General features: G+C 48.2%; 13 protein-coding genes. 5 read left to right on the top strand and 8 right to left on the bottom strand.

All coding sequences use genetic code 11. The annotated features are described in order from the left end of the window. Positions 1–222 precede the first annotated feature (222 nt). Positions 223–576 carry a membrane protein insertion efficiency factor YidD gene (gene yidD, locus YC6258_RS18830; protein ID WP_044618291.1) on the bottom strand — a complete coding sequence of 118 codons (354 nt, stop codon included), beginning with the start codon at positions 574–576 and terminating at the stop codon, positions 223–225. Between the two features lie 116 nt (positions 577–692). Then, on the bottom strand, positions 693–1,457 hold the full coding sequence (locus YC6258_RS18825; RefSeq protein ID WP_044618290.1) for a hypothetical protein: 765 nt from the start codon (positions 1,455–1,457) through the stop codon (positions 693–695). A 475-nt stretch (positions 1,458–1,932) separates the two neighbouring features. On the opposite strand from YC6258_RS18825, the gene pepF reads away from it, so the two are divergent. Then, positions 1,933–3,819, top strand: coding sequence for an oligoendopeptidase F (gene pepF, locus YC6258_RS18815; RefSeq protein ID WP_044618288.1), 1,887 nt, complete (start codon positions 1,933–1,935; stop codon positions 3,817–3,819). A gap of 120 nt (positions 3,820–3,939) precedes the next feature. Here the strand turns inward: pepF and YC6258_RS18810 are convergent, their stop codons facing one another. The 6 genes from YC6258_RS18810 to YC6258_RS18785 all read right to left on the bottom strand — a co-directional run bounded on the left by YC6258_RS18810 (position 3,940) and on the right by YC6258_RS18785 (position 9,602). After that, entirely contained in the window at positions 3,940–4,401 is a 462-nt protein-coding gene (locus YC6258_RS18810) for a hypothetical protein (RefSeq protein ID WP_044618287.1), read from the bottom strand. A 292-nt stretch (positions 4,402–4,693) separates the two neighbouring features. Beyond that, complete coding sequence (locus YC6258_RS18805) at positions 4,694–5,401, bottom strand: hypothetical protein (RefSeq protein WP_044618286.1); 708 nt, start codon at positions 5,399–5,401, stop codon at positions 4,694–4,696. A gap of 181 nt (positions 5,402–5,582) precedes the next feature. Continuing rightward, positions 5,583–6,782, bottom strand: coding sequence for a PQQ-dependent sugar dehydrogenase (locus YC6258_RS18800; RefSeq protein ID WP_044618285.1), 1,200 nt, complete (start codon positions 6,780–6,782; stop codon positions 5,583–5,585). Positions 6,783–7,073: 291 nt separating this feature from the next. After that, entirely contained in the window at positions 7,074–7,466 is a 393-nt protein-coding gene (locus tag YC6258_RS18795) for a hypothetical protein (protein ID WP_044618284.1), read from the bottom strand. A 153-nt stretch (positions 7,467–7,619) separates the two neighbouring features. Next, the gene (gene fghA, locus YC6258_RS18790; RefSeq protein WP_044618283.1) at positions 7,620–8,462 is read right to left on the bottom strand and encodes an S-formylglutathione hydrolase; all 843 of its coding nucleotides are present in this window, start codon (positions 8,460–8,462) and stop codon (positions 7,620–7,622) included. 9 nt (positions 8,463–8,471) lie between these two features. Continuing rightward, positions 8,472–9,602 (bottom strand): S-(hydroxymethyl)glutathione dehydrogenase/class III alcohol dehydrogenase, encoded by a 1,131-nt coding sequence (locus YC6258_RS18785; RefSeq protein WP_044618282.1) that lies wholly within the window; start codon positions 9,600–9,602, stop codon positions 8,472–8,474. Positions 9,603–10,357: 755 nt separating this feature from the next. Here YC6258_RS18785 and YC6258_RS18775 point away from each other — a divergent pair. The 4 genes from YC6258_RS18775 (at position 10,358) to YC6258_RS29090 (ending at position 18,183) form a co-directional block, all read left to right on the top strand. Next, a complete protein-coding gene (locus YC6258_RS18775; protein ID WP_044618280.1) occupies positions 10,358–10,792 on the top strand; it encodes a GFA family protein in 435 nt (144 codons plus the stop codon). Positions 10,793–11,890: 1,098 nt separating this feature from the next. Beyond that, positions 11,891–13,849: a cellulose binding domain-containing protein gene (locus YC6258_RS30720; RefSeq protein ID WP_082070803.1), complete on the top strand. Its 1,959-nt coding sequence runs from the start codon at positions 11,891–11,893 to the stop codon at positions 13,847–13,849. Between the two features lie 70 nt (positions 13,850–13,919). Continuing rightward, the gene (locus tag YC6258_RS27550; RefSeq protein ID WP_052830411.1) at positions 13,920–14,261 is read left to right on the top strand and encodes a glycoside hydrolase family protein; all 342 of its coding nucleotides are present in this window, start codon (positions 13,920–13,922) and stop codon (positions 14,259–14,261) included. Next, positions 14,188–18,183, top strand: coding sequence for a family 43 glycosylhydrolase (locus tag YC6258_RS29090; RefSeq protein WP_342670660.1), 3,996 nt, complete (start codon positions 14,188–14,190; stop codon positions 18,181–18,183). The genes YC6258_RS27550 and YC6258_RS29090 overlap by 74 nt, the downstream gene beginning before the upstream one ends. The last annotated feature ends 22 nt before the right edge of the window (positions 18,184–18,205 follow it).

The raw sequence follows: 18,205 nt of genomic DNA, 5'->3' as shown, positions 1-18,205 counted from the left end.
GCCATTATTTACATGGGTGAACGGACAAAAATGATGTTGGAATGCTGTGGTTAAATCAGTGTTTCGAAAACCGGCCCGGATTCGTCCGGGCTTTTTTATTGGATTAATTGAATTGAATCGCATGATAATTAGGGTGAGTACTGAGTGCATTCATTGAAAACAGCAAACGGGCTTTAATAAAAAACCTTACGTGATCCAGCAATCCATTGCCAATAAGCGAGATTAAAAGATAGAGCAGTCACAGACACTGTCTGACGGATGACAACCTTTTCCTGGCAGGCAATCGGCGACATCACAGGCGATACCGGGGTCGCAGTAGTTACAGCGGTGCCCTTTTTTCCGGCGCTCCCGTTTTTGGGATTTATCAGACAGTTGTTCGTATGCCTTCCGACAGTCAGAAAAGCGCCGACGAATATTTCGATATCCACCGAGCAGTCCTTCAGTAGCGATAATCTGTTTAATAGCTTGGGAACACGACATGTCCTGATACAGGACGGCATGTGCACATTTAAAACCTTTATAGGGCGAAAGGTATTTTTGATAGCCATTAATCAGCGCTATTGCCAGAGCGTTCATGTTTGGTTCCGGGTGTTTGTCAGTGAATACGATTCGCTGCAAGGCGAAGTGATAGTAGTAAGCATCCTATATAGTATTATTTACCGGTATAGGCAACTGAAATAATTATGCCCATATTATGGTTGTCTGTTTGTGGCGACACTGTCATTGATAAATCGGGCGAGGGCCTGTGACAGTATGGAAAATCGTTGTGCATACACATTTCCTTCAGCCGGGGTAACATAGGTCGAATTGATTTCGAGCTGTATTGCAGGAATACCGTGGGCGGCTGCAAATTTAGTGATGGTTTCATTTCGGGATGCAGCAAAACGGTTGTAGGACAGACTGGAGATGCCTTCCATATCGAACCGTTTGATCAACTGTTTGAGAAGATCCTGGTGACCCAGCAGCGAATGACCATTCATCGTGCCGAGATCGATATCGTAAGAACGATAAGGATGACTGCCGTGAATATCGAGAATATATAAAGGCTGGACCGTGGTGATCAGTTTCTGCAGCTGTGTTTTAAAGTCATTATCATCGTAATAGTTCGGGTCTGAGGGCCCCTCATATGTGGTATAGATGACATACGCACCCGTCAGTTCTCCCAGTACAACAGCCAACGCTGCGGTGCCACCGCCATCGGAAAATCTTCGTTGACCATTCCGTAAAGGGCGGGTTGCATGAGGAGCGGTGATAATGACCGGAATATGACCTTCTATTACATTAAACCAGTGCTGTTGCTCGGGAACCGGCAGGCCCTGCCGCTGGTTTAATGAGGTTTCAAGTTCTATGGCACGAGTAACGAGGTCTGGTTCGACCAGTGCTTGTTCTGGCAGTACAGTGGAACTGGTGCAGGCAAATAAGCTAACGAGTGCCATGAAGGCTATCAGTGAACGCATGTGTTGGTCCTGAGAGTAGTCATATCCTGGAAACTGAGACCAGGCATTGGTTTTTTGTGGAGTCAGTGGTTTCCAGGCGAAATTGACCTTTTAATCCAGACGGAGCAGCTTGATTGAAGCTGATGTTCGATGATAAGTAAAAACCGGCTTTTTCGGCTCATACTTTAGAACTAGATTTAATATCGCTGTTGACGTGTGCTTGAGCGCTGTTTAAGTAAGCCGTTAAGGCGTCTCAGGGATGAGATCGGCAGGTATGGATTCTGACGCTTTTATGATCGATGATCACCTAAGTATGAAACAAGAAACATGCGGGGATTTGGCAGATGTTGGCTTCAGTATGAGAACCCGTACCTGGGTATCTGATTTGTCAATGGTTTTTATTTTCATAATAATCAACTCCACTATTAATCCGTTTGAGAAAATATCAAATCAGTATCGGGATAGTCGTGCTGATCACACCCCATAGGAGAATAATATGCATAAATCGTTAACTGCGGCCCTGTTGTCGTTCGGGCTGCTGCTGGCTCCGGCAGGCTTTGCCGAGACAGAGGAATCTTCCATGGAAGACCCCAGGTATACCTGGGATCTGACGGATATTTATCCGTCTAAGGAAGCCTGGAATCAGGCCCGCGAAGCTGCGTTGGCAGATCTCCAGAAAATAGAGGAATACAAAGGGACGCTGGGCAAAAATGCCCGGCATCTGTTCGAAGGACTGGAAGCGATTTCCAATGCTCAACAGACAATGAGCAAGGTTTATACCTATGCCAGTCTGCTGGCTGATGAGAATCTGCAGATTCCGGAACACCAGGAAATGGAGCAGCTGGCGGCCATCATGTATGGTCAGCTTGGTGAATCTACTTCATGGCTGCAACCTGAAATACTTGCGATTGGTGCGAAAAAAATAAATCGTTTTCTACGCAAGGAACCCGCCTTGGAGCCGTATCGTTTCTATCTGGAAAACACCTTACGGCAGGCACCCTATACGCTGGATGCCAAAGGTGAGTCTTTACTTGCCGGTTTCAGCACTCCGTTGGATGCGCCATCAAGCATTTACTCCCTGATCGCCAATTCTGATATTCCCTGGCCGGAAGTGACTCTGTCAGATGGCCAAACTTATCGGATTGACTCTCAGGGCTACAGCCGCTGGCGTGCCAGTGAAAACCGTGAAGACCGTAAAAAAGTCTTTAATGCGTACTGGAGCCGTTGGCAGGAGTATCGCAGCAGTGTTGGTGCGGTGTTGAATTCTCATATTCAGAATCAGGTGGCGCTGGCAAAAGCGCGCGGTTATGACAGCGTTTTGCAGCGAGAGCTGCATACCGAAAATATTCCGGAGGATGTATACCGGACTCTCGTGAAAGAAGTTAATGAGGCGCTGCCGACATTGCACCGGTATTTCAAACTGCGGGAAAAAATACTCGGTATCGATCAGATGCATTACTACGACATTTATCCGCCTCTGGTCTCACTGGATAAAACCTTTGACTACGAAACCTCAAAAACCATTACTCTGGATGCCATGTCTATTCTTGGAGATGACTGGGTCAACAAACAAACTGCTGGTATGAATGATCAATGGGTCCACGCATTTCCACAAAAAGGCAAGCGTTCCGGTGCTTATATGAATGGCTCGCTGTATGACGTGCATCCTTATTTGCTGCTGAATCATCAGGATGATTATGAGTCCCTCTCCACTATGGCCCATGAATGGGGACACGCCATGCACACGTTGTATGCAATTGAGTCCCAACCCGTACAGACCTTTGACTATTCAACCTTTATTGCCGAAATTCCGTCCACCAGTCTGGAACTGATTCTGCAGGAGTACATGACCAAGCGCGCACAGACTGCTCAGGAAAAAATCTTCTATCTGGGCTCCAGTCTTGAAAATCTCCGCGGCACTTTTTTCCGTCAGACCATGTTTGCTGAGTTTGAACTGGCGCTGTATGAGAAGGTTGAAAATGGTGAAGCGCTCACCGGTGAAAAAATATCTCAGATCTACGGCGAGATTCTGAAGCGTTATCACGGTACGGATCAGCACGTGGTGGAGATTGATGAGCTCTATACCAATGAATGGATGTTTGTGCCGCACTTTTACTACAACATGTATGTTTATCAATATGCCACTTCCATTACGGCGGGTACGGCACTCTATGAACGTATCGTTGAAGATGGAGAGGCTGGTGTAGAAAATTACAAAAATCTGTTGAGAGCTGGCGGCTCTGACTATCCATATGTGTTACTAAAAAACGCGGGTGTTGATCTTGCCACGCCGGAACCATTCAAAGCCATTATCAAGCGTATGAATCTGATTATGGATGAGATGGAAGCGTTGCTGGCGGAATCAGGCCAGTCGAATTCTTAAAAAGACGATGATATCGATGAGGCAGGTCATGATAATTGTTCTCTGACTTGTCGATTAAATGAATGGCTGTGTTTCAGTCAACAGGTCTGATGATCATCAGACCTGTTTCTTCAGTTGAGATCAGTTGACTCTTACCCACCAGCTCAAGGCGGTTCGATCCTGGGTATGACCAGCGGATTCATGAGCTCCCACCAGCCATCGGCTCATATCCCGTTTTCCTTCTGTATTGACCATGATGTACCAGTGATACGCATTATCCTGGAAGCCAAAATTGCTACCCTGTACTGACTGGATACTGATATGAGAGGTGTTGGTACAGGCAACATAATCGGCTTTAACGAATGTCCATTCACAGTCAAAAAATGAGGTGTATTCAGAGGTGGATGCATTCTGACTGACTTTGACATCCGCGCCATTGGCAATTGCATCAGACAGAGTGCTGATGCTGCCCGTTAAGGCATTACCCTGACTGTCATGAGAATAGGCAAGGACCCAACCGGTTTGTTGTTGCCATTCGGCTGCGAAACTGAAGCTGGAAAGCAGCAGTGCTGTGGCTGCCATCAGTGGAAATTTTGCTTTCATGAATAAAATCCTTCTTGTTGTTATGACGAGTTACTTGTTTTAGGAAGGTACGGGCATAAACGATCCATTTGCCTTTTTATCAGAGTCACTGTGTTTGTCTATCGTCATTTGGTTGCTATATGAAATTGGATGGTCGACAGGGCGATAAAAGAATTCATGGCGAGTCTGAAATGGAGGTATTCTTGATTTTCTCCAGTGGTTTCAGAACGCTCGTTCTATGCAGAGACTTGAAGTGCATTGTTCATCCGGGGCTGGTTGGATGAACAATAAATGATAAACAACATTAAGCAGATTAATCGTCGTTCTGCTCAAACAGGTCGCTGACCCTTTCCCTTAACAGATCAAAACCGGCATCAATGATGGGAGTAATGAATTCCGATGCCTTGTCCATCAATACTTCTCCACTGTCTGAAGCGACTTTGGCAGCTGCTTTTTTAAGTGTCGCTTTGATGATCCCGCTGAATGAGGTGTCTGGCGCGCCGGCTTCAACCAGAATGGCGGTCAGCTGGTTTTTTTCCTGATCAGACAAGTAGGATTCTATCAGCGCGGAAATGGCATCCAGTCCGAGTTTGATCAGACTGGGCGAAAACGAACCATCGGAGACGTAACCCAGTTTCTGAATCTTGGAGCGCAGATGATCGGAAATCAGTGGGTTTTCCACTTCGAGTACATAGAGATCGCCATTTTTCTGAATCAGCGGTCGCTTCAGCAGGGTTTTGACTTTTTCGTCAAGATCACTTTCTGAGGATCGTCTTAGCTCCCGATCATAAATGAGTCCGCGTGCTTTTGAGCGGGTGATCTTCAGTTTGGAGACAAGCTGGTAAAGTTCTGGTTCCGGATCGATGATATTCAGGCTTTCCAGAACGTTGAGCATAATGAGTTCCACCTCATTTTTCGGCAATGCACCGAATGCCGGATTCATATAACTGTTTAACAAATAAGAAAGCGTTGATTTCGCTTTATCTTCAGGTATCTCAGCAATGATCTGATCGATATCCATTGGTTGCAGCGTCCTGTTTGGTATGGATTAGGAGCCGGTTGCCGGCCAGTCCATTGGCTGTTCAAATCGGCTCAGCATAAAATTGGGCAGGCATTCGTCTGCCCGTGGTCAGTATTTTTATTGTCCGGACGATGATATGCAACCATTTGCCGCACCGGATATAAGCTGGCAGCTGCTGCGATTATGGTGTTGTCCGGCTGACTTTATAAAGACTGCCGTTATCTGCATCGGTGACAAACCAGATGTATCCATCATGATCAGTGGTCAGATCCCGAATTCTACCCACGTTGGTCGCCAGCCGTTCCTCGCCAATCACCTGGTGGTCCTGGATCATCACGCGGACAATACCGCCGGGATTCAAGGAGGATATGAGTAGATTTCCGTTCCATTCCGGAAATATCGGTCCTTGATAAAAGGTCATGCCGCCGGGAGCAATGACCGGGTCCCAATAATAACGTGGCTGTTCCATGCCCGGCTGCTGGGTGATGCCATTACCGATAGGTGCACCGGAGTAATCGATTCCATAGGTGATCACTGGCCAGCCATAGTTTTTTCCTGCCTCCGGTGTATTCAGTTCATCTCCACCACGTGGGCCATGTTCTATCGTCCAGAGTTCCCCGGTGAGTGGATGAATTGCTGCACCCTGAGGGTTACGGTGACCATATGACCAGATCTCTGGTTGGCCTCCACCGTGAATGAACGGGTTGGTACCCGGGATGCTGCCATCGGCTTTTATCTGTATGACTTTGCCCAGATGGGTGTTGGTATCCTGGGCCAGCTGGCGCGGTTTTGGCAGCGATCGTTCGCCGAGGGTGACAAACAAATTTCCCGATTTGTTCCAGACCAATCTGGAACCAAAATGCAGGTGGGATTCCCAGGCTGGCTGCTGGCGGAAGATCACTTCAACATTTTCCAGCACGGCGGCAGTTTCGTTCAGCCTGCCACGGGCGACCGCTGTGGCATTTTTATTATGCTCACGGGGTTCTGAGTAGCTGAAGTACACCAGCCTGTCCTGATCAAAATCCGGAGAGATATTGACATCCAGCAGTCCACCTTGTCCGGACGTGAACACCTCTGGCAATCCTTGTAACGGTGCCGACATTTGACCGTCCTGAGTGATCAGCCGAAGGTTCCCCGAACGTTCCGTAAGCAGTAGTTTTCCATCCGGTAGAAACTGCAACGCCCACGGATGGTTTAATCCGTTGGCGACTTGTGTCAACTGAATCGAAAAGTCCGAGTGAACTTCCGGCGCGCGTGTCTGTTGTGGGAATGCCGGCGTCTGGTTTTTGGCATTGGGAGGTGGAGTGGGAACCGGCGGACCGGACGGCAGATCTGCCCGCGCGGCAGCGCATATGCCGTACAGTATGATACTAAAGGTCATGACTGCTACCCGGAGCCTGCTTTGGTGTTGTGTTGATGAATGCATGATTTAACCCTCGTACACGATGTGATGGGAACAGGATAAACAGCGTCTCTGAACCGTCATGGTACCGTAGATTCGCAATCACTCAACTCGTTCATGGGACTGGACGGTATGAGCGGATGGGGGAGCGTCGTCTGACTTCGGGGTTGTGATGTGAGGGTGAATCGAAGCGGGGGATAGTGTCCAGAGCCCTATAGGGCTCTGTGACGGGCGAATATGGTCAGTCTGTAGCGACTAAAAAAAACAGGGTTATTCGGATGAAGTGCATTTCAGGTGATCATCCCAACAGGTTCCTTTTTTTTCTGTACAGCTTGCCAATGCTTTGCCTCTGGCTTCGGCTTCGGTGCGTCCGGTGGCGTAGATGCCGCCAGCTCGCAAATCGTTCATATAGCAACCCCATTGATTATCATGGTTGTTGTTATTGCTGCTGGAACCGTCGTCAGCGAGGGTATTCAGAGTTCGTTGCATTTGCAGAATAAGTGCTTCCAGCTTTTGAACATCCTGGCGCAGCATTTTCACTTCGATCTGAAGTTCGCGAATGTCGCGATTATCGACCGGTCGCAGGCTCTTTTCCGAAGAGTCCATTGCCAGTGCAGAAGTGGAAATCAAGATGGATATTGCGAGGGGTGTCAGAATCTTCATTGTTTTATTCCCTTTTTTGGTAGAGCCTGTATTGTTGGTTCCGGCAACTGAATTAAGGCTTAATCAACTTGCTTTGTCAGATGAGTAGTGGGTTCGATTGCCACCCTGTCCCGGGACAAGGGTGGCGTAAATGCCGTTCAACCCGACAACAGGTTACTGCAGATGACGGGCGTGGAAGCGCAGGTGGTCCGCGATAAAGCTGGCAATAAAATAGTAGCTGTGATCATAGCCAGGCTGTCGGCGAAGCTCCAGAGGATAGCCGGATATCTTCGCTGCCTGCTCAAGGGCTTCCGGTTGCAACTGATGCGGCAGAAACTCGTCCGCATCACCCTGATCTACCAGTGTTGGCAGAAACGCTGTCGCCTGTTGCATCAGGACGCTGGCATCATAGGTTTGCCACAAACTTTTATCATTGCCCAGGTAGGCGCTCAAAGCTTTCTCCCCCCAAGGACAATTACTCGGATGGCTGATGGGACTGAAAGCCGATACGGATACAAATTTGTCCGGATTGCGCAGAGCAATCATCAGTGCTCCGTGTCCACCCATGGAGTGGCCGCTGATGGCGACTTTACCGTTGATGGAAAAGTGAGCCTCAATGATTGCCGGCAGTTCGCTGACGATGTAGTCATACATTTGATAATGTGTATTCCAGGGAGGCTGGGTTGCGTTGACATAAAAGCCTGCCCCCAGTCCCAGATCATAGGCGCCATCGGGGGCATCGGCCACGCCTTCACCGCGCGGACTGGTATCCGGCGCCACGATGGCAAGACCGAGCTCAGCTGCCAGCTGTTGAGCACCGGCTTTCTGCATAAAGTTTTCATCGGTGCAGGTCAGTCCGGATAACCAGTACAGTACCGGGACTTTGGTGCCATCTTCTACCTGTGGCGGCAGATAGACACTAAAGCGCATCTCGCAGCTGAGGACTGTTGAGGCGTGGCTGAAACGCTTGAGCCAGCCACCAAAGCTTTTGTTGCTGCTGATTAATTCCAGAGTCATGGTGCGTCCTTAGCGGTTGTAGTGAATCACAGAACGAATGCTTTTACCTTCGTGCATCAGCTCGAATGCCTCGTTGATGTCTTCCAGTCCCATGGTATGGGTAATAAAGTCATCCAACTTGAACTCGCCAGCAAGATAGCGCTCTACGATATCTGGCAGCTGAGAACGGCCTTTCACTCCGCCGAACGCAGAACCACGCCATACTCGACCAGTGACCAGTTGGAACGGACGGGTGGATATTTCCTGTCCGGCACCGGCAACACCAATGATCACGGATTCTCCCCATCCTTTGTGGCAGCATTCCAGTGCTGAGCGCATGACGTTAACGTTACCAATACATTCGAAGGAGTAGTCCACACCGCCATCGGTGAGCTCAACAATCACTTCCTGGATGGGTTTGTCATATTGAGTTGGATTGATGCATTCGGTAGCGCCCAGTTTCTTGGCCAGTTCGAACTTGCTTTCATTGACATCGATGCCAATGATGCGACCGGCTTTTGCCATGGTTGCACCTATTACAGCGGATAGACCGATGCCACCCAGGCCGAAGATTGCAACAGTTGCTCCTTCCTCGACTTTGGCTGTATTCATCACCGCACCCATACCTGTGGTGACACCACAACCCAACAGGCAGACTTCTTCCAATGGGGCTGCGGGATTGACTTTAGCCAAAGAGATTTCAGGCAGCACGGTATATTCGGAAAACGTTGAGCAACCCATGTAGTGATAGATGGGCTGACCGTCTTTAAAAAAGCGGGTGGTCCCGTCTGGCATCAGGCCCTTGCCCTGGGTCTCGCGAATTTTCTGGCAGAGATTGGTTTTGCCGGATCGGCAGAATTTACACTCGCCACATTCCGGTGTGTATAGTGGAATCACATGATCACCTGGTTTGACGCTGGTGACACCTTCTCCCACCTGTTCAACGATACCACCGCCTTCGTGGCCAAGGATGGTCGGAAAGACCCCTTCAGGATCTTCTCCGGATAATGTGAAGGCATCGGTATGACAGACACCAGTGGCGAGAATACGCACCAGTACCTCACCGGCCTTTGGCAGCATGACATCGACTTCTTCGATAGTCAGCGGTTGTTTGGGTCCCCAGGCTACGGCGGCTCTGGATTTAATGAATTGATCAGACATGGTTGTTCTCCCCTGTTGACGGTTCCTTTGGAGCATGTGCAGCCGGTTGGAGCACCAGTATGCGTATGCTCCGGGTGGCCGGTGGCTTCAATATGATGAATACGTCCGGCTCTGAAATATTGAGTAAAAAGACATGCCGGCCCAAGTCTGCCTTTGACGGGAATTATTGCAACTAATTTCTATCTGCAGATGATCAGCACGGGTCACTGGTGGATAAAACCCGTCTGCCAGTGATTGCAGGTGGTGCCGGTCATTAAATGGATCGGATGGCTGGGTTATCGACTCTCTGGCACTGGAGATAACGTTGTTTGGAAATTTGCGTGAAGACGGCTTGTCAGGTTATGGCGTGTAATGAGATACACGGTTGCCAACTTTCCGACAAACTCAGGCAATCTCACAGGCTGTTAAAACATGTCAGTCGTGTGAAACGGTGTTAGACAGATTAACCGTAACTGTGCAAATAGATAACTCTCATTCCGGTACCAGTTACCTCTGTGGTTGGGCATGACCGTAGATAGTAAAAATGTGTCGAATGATTATGTTTTCTGTAATACATTGATGTTCAATACGGTTCGCTTTTTCTGTGTTAACTGGATACTGAAAAATTCCGTATTTTACGCAATTGTCTCTGAAGCGAAGCATAAACTGGCTGGTCTTCGGGAATTGTTAACTGGTCAGACCTGTAAAGCATATTAACTATTGGTTAAAGATAACTAAAAAGAGCAGATATTTTTCTAAGGGTATCGGAGGTTCGGATGAATATTGCAGACTCGAAATTTCATGGTTCCTGTTTATGCGGTGCAATCCATTACGAAGTGGATGAGATTCAACATGAGATGTCACATTGTCATTGTTCCATGTGTCGGAAATTTCATGGTGCTGCCTACGCAACTTTTGGTGAGGCCAGAGCAGAACAATTTCGCTGGTTGTCAGGTGAAGAGCTGTTAAAAAGTTATATCGCAAAAAATGGTACTGTTCGTCAGTTTTGCAGTCAATGCGGCTCCAGTCTGACGTTTCACGCTCCGGGTGGTACGGATGGATTTGTTGTGTTCACTCTGGGAACTCTGGACTCTGAGATTGACCAACGTCCTGATGCCCACATTTATATTGGGTCCAAAGCAGGATGGAGTGATATTCATGACGATCTGCCGCAGTTTTGGGAATCACGGGATAGTCAGCGGGTCAAATAAAAATAACCGCTGCGTAACCATGATGAAGGAGTTTTCAGTTTTTTCAGGTTATCCCGACAAATAAAATGCCATATCAGGACGATTTTTTATTCATTAATATTTACAGGCTTGAAATTGAAATGTTTGCACTGTTGTATTTATTAATGAGTTAAGCAGCTCTCAACCCTTTCTATCCTGATGTCCAGGTTCGAAGTTCGGTAAAAGTCTGTGTATTAGTCCGTCCGTCTATCTATCGTTCAGAACCTATCTTGAGAAATTTCCGGCAATTGCTACACCTGTTATTGATTTAGGCTTACAAGTTATCCTGGGGATATATTGAGTTTCAGTTATTTGGTTGCGTATATAGAGTACATTTCGATTTAATTTTGGTGAGCTACTTATCAAAATAACATCTCTTTTAAGTTGCATGTAAAGTAATGTGATGAATCGCTCAGTGCTTTCATTGACTCATGAAATGAGAGGGGGTTAGATAGTGTCCCTATATCGGAAAGTTCTATTCGGAATATGTCTTATTAGATATTTTTTTCATGACCATGAGTGCTGTTTTTATAGCATTTTTTTCGAAGACATTTAAAGACATCAAAATGTAATTTTTGTTTGGTTTGTCGGTCATGGTTGATGTTATATCTGGCTAAAATTAATTCAAATCCTGCTATTGCTTAAGTATTGCAACGAATGTCGGTAGTTTTGTTCGGCAATAATGTGTCATAAATATTATGGTTAGTGCCGGAATTTTTGGCCGCTTTGGCCGGACATTTATGAGTATTTATTCATGATGCAAACCAACCATTCTAAGGTAGGATAGGGAAAGGTTGGTACCAGGGTATAATTGCCAGCGCTTTATATAACAATAAAAAATGAATATCTGAAAAGTTCCGATGTTAACTACAAATGGGTGTTCGGACGTTTCTCCCAAAAGAAGGTGACGCGGTTCGACAAGAAAAATTGTGGTTTGTTCTGAATATCCGTCATTTTCACAAGTGTTCTGTGTCGTGCTTTCTGACTTTCAAAGGCAACGATAAACAACAATTGGTTTGTCATTACTCTTAAAAAGTGATTTTTAATCAAATGAATATATCGCGGAAAGGGGGGAATCTTATGATCCGTGGGTTTTTTAGAAGACCGGATATTTCATCCGTTTTTGGTGCATTGGCGGTAGCATGCAGTTTTTCCATGCATGCGATGGCTGCAGATGTGAATATCAATGCCAATACTCAGTACCAGACGATTCGGGGTTTTGGTGGCATGAGTGGTGTCGGATGGATTGCCGATCTGACCAATGATCAGGTGGATAAGGCATACGGCAATGGCGATGGTCAGATTGGTCTGTCTATCATGCGTATGCGTATTGATCCCAACTCAGGTGCCTGGAACCAGCAGATTCCTGCAGCAAAGCGCGCAGTCTCTCAATATGACGCAATCGTGCTGGCGACTCCCTGGACTCCGCCTGCTTATATGAAATCAAACAACAGCACCATCAATGGCGGTAAGCTGCTAACCCAGTATTACTCTGCCTATACCGATCATCTATTGAGTTTCGCGGATTATATGAACTCAAATGGTGTGCCGATTTACGCGATGTCGTTGCAGAATGAGCCAGACTGGCACCCAGACTATGAGTCAGCTGACTGGTCCGGTGCTGACTTTACTAACTTCTTATTGAGCCAGGGTAGCCGTTTTGGTTCATTGAAAGTGCTTGCTCCTGAGTCTCTCGGTTTTAATCATGCTTACTCTGATCCTTTCCTGAACGATGCCTCGGCAGCACAGCATGTGGATATCGTTGGTGGTCATCTCTATGGCACGACACCCAAAGACTATCCGCTGGCCCGGAACAAAGGAAAAGAGATCTGGATGACCGAACATATTACCAATACTGAAGCTGCTAACGATTGGTCGAACGCCATTCCCCTGGCAACGGAGTTACATCAAAGTATGGCGGCAAACTTCAACGCCTATATCTGGTGGTATATCCGTCGCAGTTATGGCCTGCTGACCGAAGATGGCAATGTCAGTAAACGTGGTTACATCATGGCGCAGTATTCCAAATATGTGCGGCCAGGGTATGTACGTATTGGCGCAACTGAGATGCCTCAATCAGGTGTTTCTGTAACCGCATACAAAGGGCCGGATAACAAGTATGTGATCGTGGCTGTCAATACCAGTTCCTCTCAGCAGAACCTGAATCTGAAACTGCAGAATGCCAGTGCTACTTCGTTTGTTAAGTACAGTACATCCAGCTCTTTGAACCTTGGTTACGGCGGTACATATACGCTCAGTAACAACGCTGCTTCTGTATGGGTGGAACCTCAGAGCATTACCACGTTTGTCAGTGATGGTAACGGCGATGGCGGCGACAACGGTGGTGATAATGGCGGCGATAACGGTGGTGATGGCAACAACACCATTGTTGTGCGCATGCAGGGTACATCCGGTGAGGAAAGTGTGAATCTGACCATTGGCGGCACCACGGTTGGTACCTGGACATTGGGCACTAATATGACCGACTACTCTGTGACCACAGATCTGACCGGTGAAATTCGCGTGGCGTTTACCAATGATGCGACCGGACGGGATGTTCAGGTTGATTACATTGTTGTGAATGGTGTGGTACGTCAGGCTGAAGATCAGGCTGATAACACAGGGGTCTGGGGTAATAGCACCTGTGGTGGTGGCAGTTACTCCGAATGGTTGCATTGCAATGGTTCGATTGGTTTTGGTGGTGTAGATGGCAGCACTGGAGGTGGTTCTTCATCCGGTGGTAATGATGGTAACGGTGGAGATACCGGCGACGGTCAAAATGCAGATGGCATTTCCGCTGTTATGAATATCAATAACGAATGGGATGGTGGTTATTGCGCTGATTTGGTTATTACCAACGAAAGCAACTCTGCGGTGACATGGTCTGTCGATATTCCTGTTGAAGGCTCCGTGAACAGTCTTTGGAATGGTGTCTGGAGTCAGCAGGGTGATGTGCTGCATGTTTCTGGATTGGACTGGAGTAGTGTCCTTGAAGCCGGAGAGAGCCTGACTTCCATCGGGTTCTGTGCTGACCGGTAATCCTTGCGTAAAAGGCGCCCGTTCAGGGCGCTGGTATCAATTAAGGCCCAATTTACAAAAGGAAACTTAAATGAATAAAAAACTCCTTTCCAAATGCGTGTCTGCGAAAGCATCAGCGGTCATGGCATTAGGGGTTCTGGCAGGTGGTGCCGTTTTGCCGGCACAGACCCTGGCACAAAATCCCATCGTGTCCCATGTCTATACCGCAGACCCGGCTGCCCGGGTGTTTAACGGGCGCGTTTACGTGGTTATGACTCACGACCAGGACACCCAGAGTGATTACAACCAGCTGGTGGATTACTACCTGTTCTCCTCCGATGACATGGTGAACTGGCAGGATCACGGCATTATCTGGAATTCCACTACCGATTACCAATTGGGCCGGTCTGGCCTATGCGCCGGACTTTATTGAACGTAATGGCAAGTACTATCTGTATTTTCCGAATGGTGGTGGTTCCATCGGTGTCGCGGTAGCGGATAAGCCGGAAGGACCGTATGTGGACCCCCTGGGGCATGCCCTGGTCGACGGCAGTACCCCTAATGGCAATGTGCAGTGGATCTTTGATCCGGGCGTGTTCATTGATGACGATGGTCAGGCCTATTTGTATTTTGGTGGCGGCGGACCCGGTAATGCCCGTGTGATCAAACTGAATGACGACATGATCAGCACCAGCGGCAGTGCGGTTTCGATCGATGTACCGAACTTCTTTGAAGCGCTGTACATGCACAAACATAATGGCACGTACTATCTGTCCTATTCCTCCAACCCGGATGCGGGTATGAAGATAGAGTACATGACCAGTAACAATCCGATGACCGGATTTACCTATCGCGGCGCGATATTGCCGAACCCATGGGAAAACAATAACAACAATAATCATGCATCGATTATTGAGTATCAGAACCAGAGTTATATTTTCTATCACAACCGCGCTGTAGCGAATGAGCGAGGTGCGAGTACCTACCAGCGTTCAGTGAATGTGGACCTGCTGAACTACAACAGCGATGGCAGTATTCAACAGGTCAGTGCCGGTCGCGCCGGAGCGCCACAAATTAAGCGTGTGAATGCGTTCAATCAGAATCAGGCTGAAATGTTTGATGAAGAGAACGGCATCGAAACCGAGACGTCTACTGACGGTACCCTGAATATCATGATGGGCAACGGTGACTGGATTAAGGTGGCGGGTGTTGATTTTGGCAGCGGTGCCCAGGCCCTGAAAGTACGGGCTGCATCAGAGTATGGTTCTGGCCTGGAAGTGGTTCTGGACAAACTGACCAATACCCCGGTGGCGACGGTACAGATTGACAACACCGGTGGCTGGCAAACCTGGAAGACACAATCGGCGAACCTGAACAGCACGGTCAGCGGAGTACATGATGTGTACCTGCGTTCCACCGGCTGGCATAACCTGAACTGGTACCAGTTCAGTGGAGATGGTGGCAGTGCCGGCAGCAGCACATTGGCGGTTGAGCTGGAGTCTTTGTCCGGACAAAGCAGTTTCAGTCCGTTGAGTGTGAAGTCAGACAGCTCTGCGTCTAACGGTGGTTATGTTGAGTGGACGAATGATGGCAGCCATCAGATTCTGAACAGTCCGTCAGATACAACCAGTGGTCAGGTGTCGATTGCCTTCACGTTATCTCAGGCTGCCAATGTCAGCTTGCAGATGCAGGCATCCCTGGCGAATGGTAATGATGATTCCTTTTATTACAAAGTGGATTCCGGCGACTGGATCACCCAGAACAACACCGCTACCAGCGGCTGGGGCACTCTGAGTCTGGAAAGCTTTAACAACCTGTCAGCAGGGGATCACGTACTGAGAATTCTGCGTCGTGAAGACGGTGCGAAACTGGATAACGTAACCCTGAACGCATCGGCCGGTACTATTGCATTGACAAACAATGGCGATGGTTCTGGCGGTGATAATGGCACCGGTGGTGACAACGGTTCCGGTGGATCTTCTGGTGGTGATAATGGCTCTGGTGGTACAGCAGGCGTTACCAGTGATATAGATATCACCAATGACTGGGGGAGTGGCTATTGTGCCGCTTTGACGGTGACCAATACTACAGATAGCGCCGTTACCTGGAGTGTGCAGCTGACCCTGGATGGAACCGTGGACAATTTATGGAATGGTGTCTGGAGTCAGAGCGGTCTGGTGTTAACAGTATCCGGACAAGACTGGAACAGTGTTCTCCAGCCTGGTCAAAGTCATTCCTCTATTGGTTTTTGTGTAACCCGCAACAGTGATGGTGGAGATAACGGCGGTGGAGATAATGGCGGTGGTGACAACGGCGGCGATAATGGTGGGGATAACGGCGGCGGTGACAACGGTGGCGGCGATAATGGTGGGGATAACGGCGGTGGTGACAACGGAAGTGATTATGAAGTGCCAGCCAATAACTTTGCCGTCAACGGTGGTGTCGAAAGTGACCTCTCAAACTGGGGAGCGACCGCCGGTACTGTAACCCGTAGCACTGCAGACAGTCACAGTGGTTCGGCCAGTGTTTTGATCAGCGACAGAACGTCTGGTTGGAACGGTATTACCTTCAACGTAGGCACACTGACAGATGGCAACCAGTATGATGTGGCTGTTTGGGTCAAACTTGCTCCGGGTTCCGCAGACGCTACCATGTTATTGACAGCCAAGCGTCAGGACGATTCTGACTCCTCTACTTACAATGAGTATGAGCATATTGCCACTGCAACGGCATCCGCGGGTCACTGGACATTGTTGCAGGGTTTCTATACCCAAAGCGGAACACCATTTGAACACTTCATTGTTGAATCCGAAGACGACACGGTCAGTTTCTATGCTGACGACTTCTCCGTGGGTGGAGAAGTGGATGATTCGCTGCCGATGGTTCAAGCATCAAACCCGGCAATTTGGGCGGACGTTCCTGACCCTTCTGTGATCAGAGTGGGGAATACCTATTACATGAGCAGTACGACTATGCACATGAACCCAGGTGTTCCAATCATGAAATCAACGGATCTGATTAACTGGAAAATGGTCAGTTATGCCTATCAGACCCTCGGCAGTAGTGCTGCCATGAATCTGGAAAATGGTCAGGAGGCATATGGTGATGGGTCATGGGCCAGTAGTCTGCAGTATGTGGACGGTACTTACTATGTCAGTACCTTTTCCTATACCACTGGCAAGACTTATATCTTTAAAACCAATGATATCGAAAATGGTCCATGGAGTACTTCCATCATCAATGGTGCATATCATGACTCTTCGCTGTTTTTCGATAATGGTCGGGTATTCCTGGTGTATGGCGTCGATGATATTCGGATCATCGAACTAAACGCCGATGCCAGCGGTATAAAAGCAGGCGGTTTGAATCAGGTTCTGATTCAGGATGCCTCATCCGTTGCCGGCTCAAGTTTTATTGTTTCGGCAGAAGGCTCTCATATTCAGAAGATTAATGGTTGGTACTATGTATCGTTGATCTGCTGGCCCTCCGGTAGCATGCGGACGCAATTGATATTCCGCTCAAGAAATCTGACCGGTGCTTACGAGGGCAGAATTGCACTGCAGAATCAAGGTGTTGCACAAGGTGGCCTGATCGATACTCCGTCGGGTGACTGGTATGCATTCCTGTTTCGCGACAGTGGCGCCGTTGGCCGGATTCCTTATCTGGTTCCTGTGACCTGGCAGAATGACTGGCCGGTGATGGGAGTCAATGGAACAGTGCCACAATATCTCGATTTTGATGTCGAGGATGGTGATATGAGTGGCATTGTCAATTCAGACGAGTTCAATCAATCAGCCCTGGGATTAGCCTGGCAGTGGAACCACAATCCAGATGCCTCCGGATGGTCCACGAGCACCAGAGCCGGATATCTCAGGCTGACCAATAAACGTGTGGACAGCAATTTGCTGAATACGCGAAACACTTTGACGCAAAGAGGCTTTGGGCCAACCAGTACAGGTATTGTTGCCATAGAAACCGGAAATATGAACGATGGTGATTATGCCGGACTAGGTGCGTTGCAGAAAAATTACGGTTTTGTTGGCATCAAGAAATCCGGTTCATCCCGTTCAATTGTCATGGTAAACGCTGCGTCCGGCTCAATGCAGGAAGTTGCTTCTATCGGACTGAATCAGGACCGGGTGTATTTCAGAATTGATATGGATTTTCAAGATCAGAAGGATCAGGCCACCTTCTATTACAGTCTGGATGGAGCCAATTGGCAGGCCATAGGTAATACCTTAAAAATGAGCTATACCATTCCACACTTTATGGGATATCGATTTGCTTTGTTTAACTATGCCACCCGGTCAACGGGCGGATACGTGGACTTCGATTATTTTAAAGTGGGTGAATGATGTTCCTGTCGCAGGAGCTTAG

This window comes from Gynuella sunshinyii YC6258 (assembly GCF_000940805.1).
Lineage (GTDB): Bacteria > Pseudomonadota > Gammaproteobacteria > Pseudomonadales > Natronospirillaceae > Gynuella > Gynuella sunshinyii.
The sequence above is the reverse complement of the archived record's forward strand: the minus strand, read 5'-3'. Positions and strand labels throughout refer to the sequence as shown.

Coding starts and splice junctions, on each gene's coding strand:
- YC6258_RS18825 (WP_044618290.1), bottom strand. CDS start 1,457: ATGCGTTCACTGATAGCCTTCATGGCACTCGTTAGCTTATTTGCCTGC.
- YC6258_RS18800 (WP_044618285.1), bottom strand. CDS start 6,782: ATGACCTTTAGTATCATACTGTACGGCATATGCGCTGCCGCGCGGGCA.
- pepF (WP_044618288.1), top strand. CDS start 1,933: ATGCATAAATCGTTAACTGCGGCCCTGTTGTCGTTCGGGCTGCTGCTG.
- YC6258_RS18795 (WP_044618284.1), bottom strand. CDS start 7,466: ATGAAGATTCTGACACCCCTCGCAATATCCATCTTGATTTCCACTTCT.
- fghA (WP_044618283.1), bottom strand. CDS start 8,462: ATGACTCTGGAATTAATCAGCAGCAACAAAAGCTTTGGTGGCTGGCTC.
- YC6258_RS27550 (WP_052830411.1), top strand. CDS start 13,920: ATGAATAAAAAACTCCTTTCCAAATGCGTGTCTGCGAAAGCATCAGCG.
- YC6258_RS18785 (WP_044618282.1), bottom strand. CDS start 9,602: ATGTCTGATCAATTCATTAAATCCAGAGCCGCCGTAGCCTGGGGACCC.
- YC6258_RS18775 (WP_044618280.1), top strand. CDS start 10,358: ATGAATATTGCAGACTCGAAATTTCATGGTTCCTGTTTATGCGGTGCA.
- yidD (WP_044618291.1), bottom strand. CDS start 576: ATGAACGCTCTGGCAATAGCGCTGATTAATGGCTATCAAAAATACCTT.
- YC6258_RS30720 (WP_082070803.1), top strand. CDS start 11,891: ATGATCCGTGGGTTTTTTAGAAGACCGGATATTTCATCCGTTTTTGGT.
- YC6258_RS18805 (WP_044618286.1), bottom strand. CDS start 5,401: ATGGATATCGATCAGATCATTGCTGAGATACCTGAAGATAAAGCGAAA.
- YC6258_RS18810 (WP_044618287.1), bottom strand. CDS start 4,401: ATGAAAGCAAAATTTCCACTGATGGCAGCCACAGCACTGCTGCTTTCC.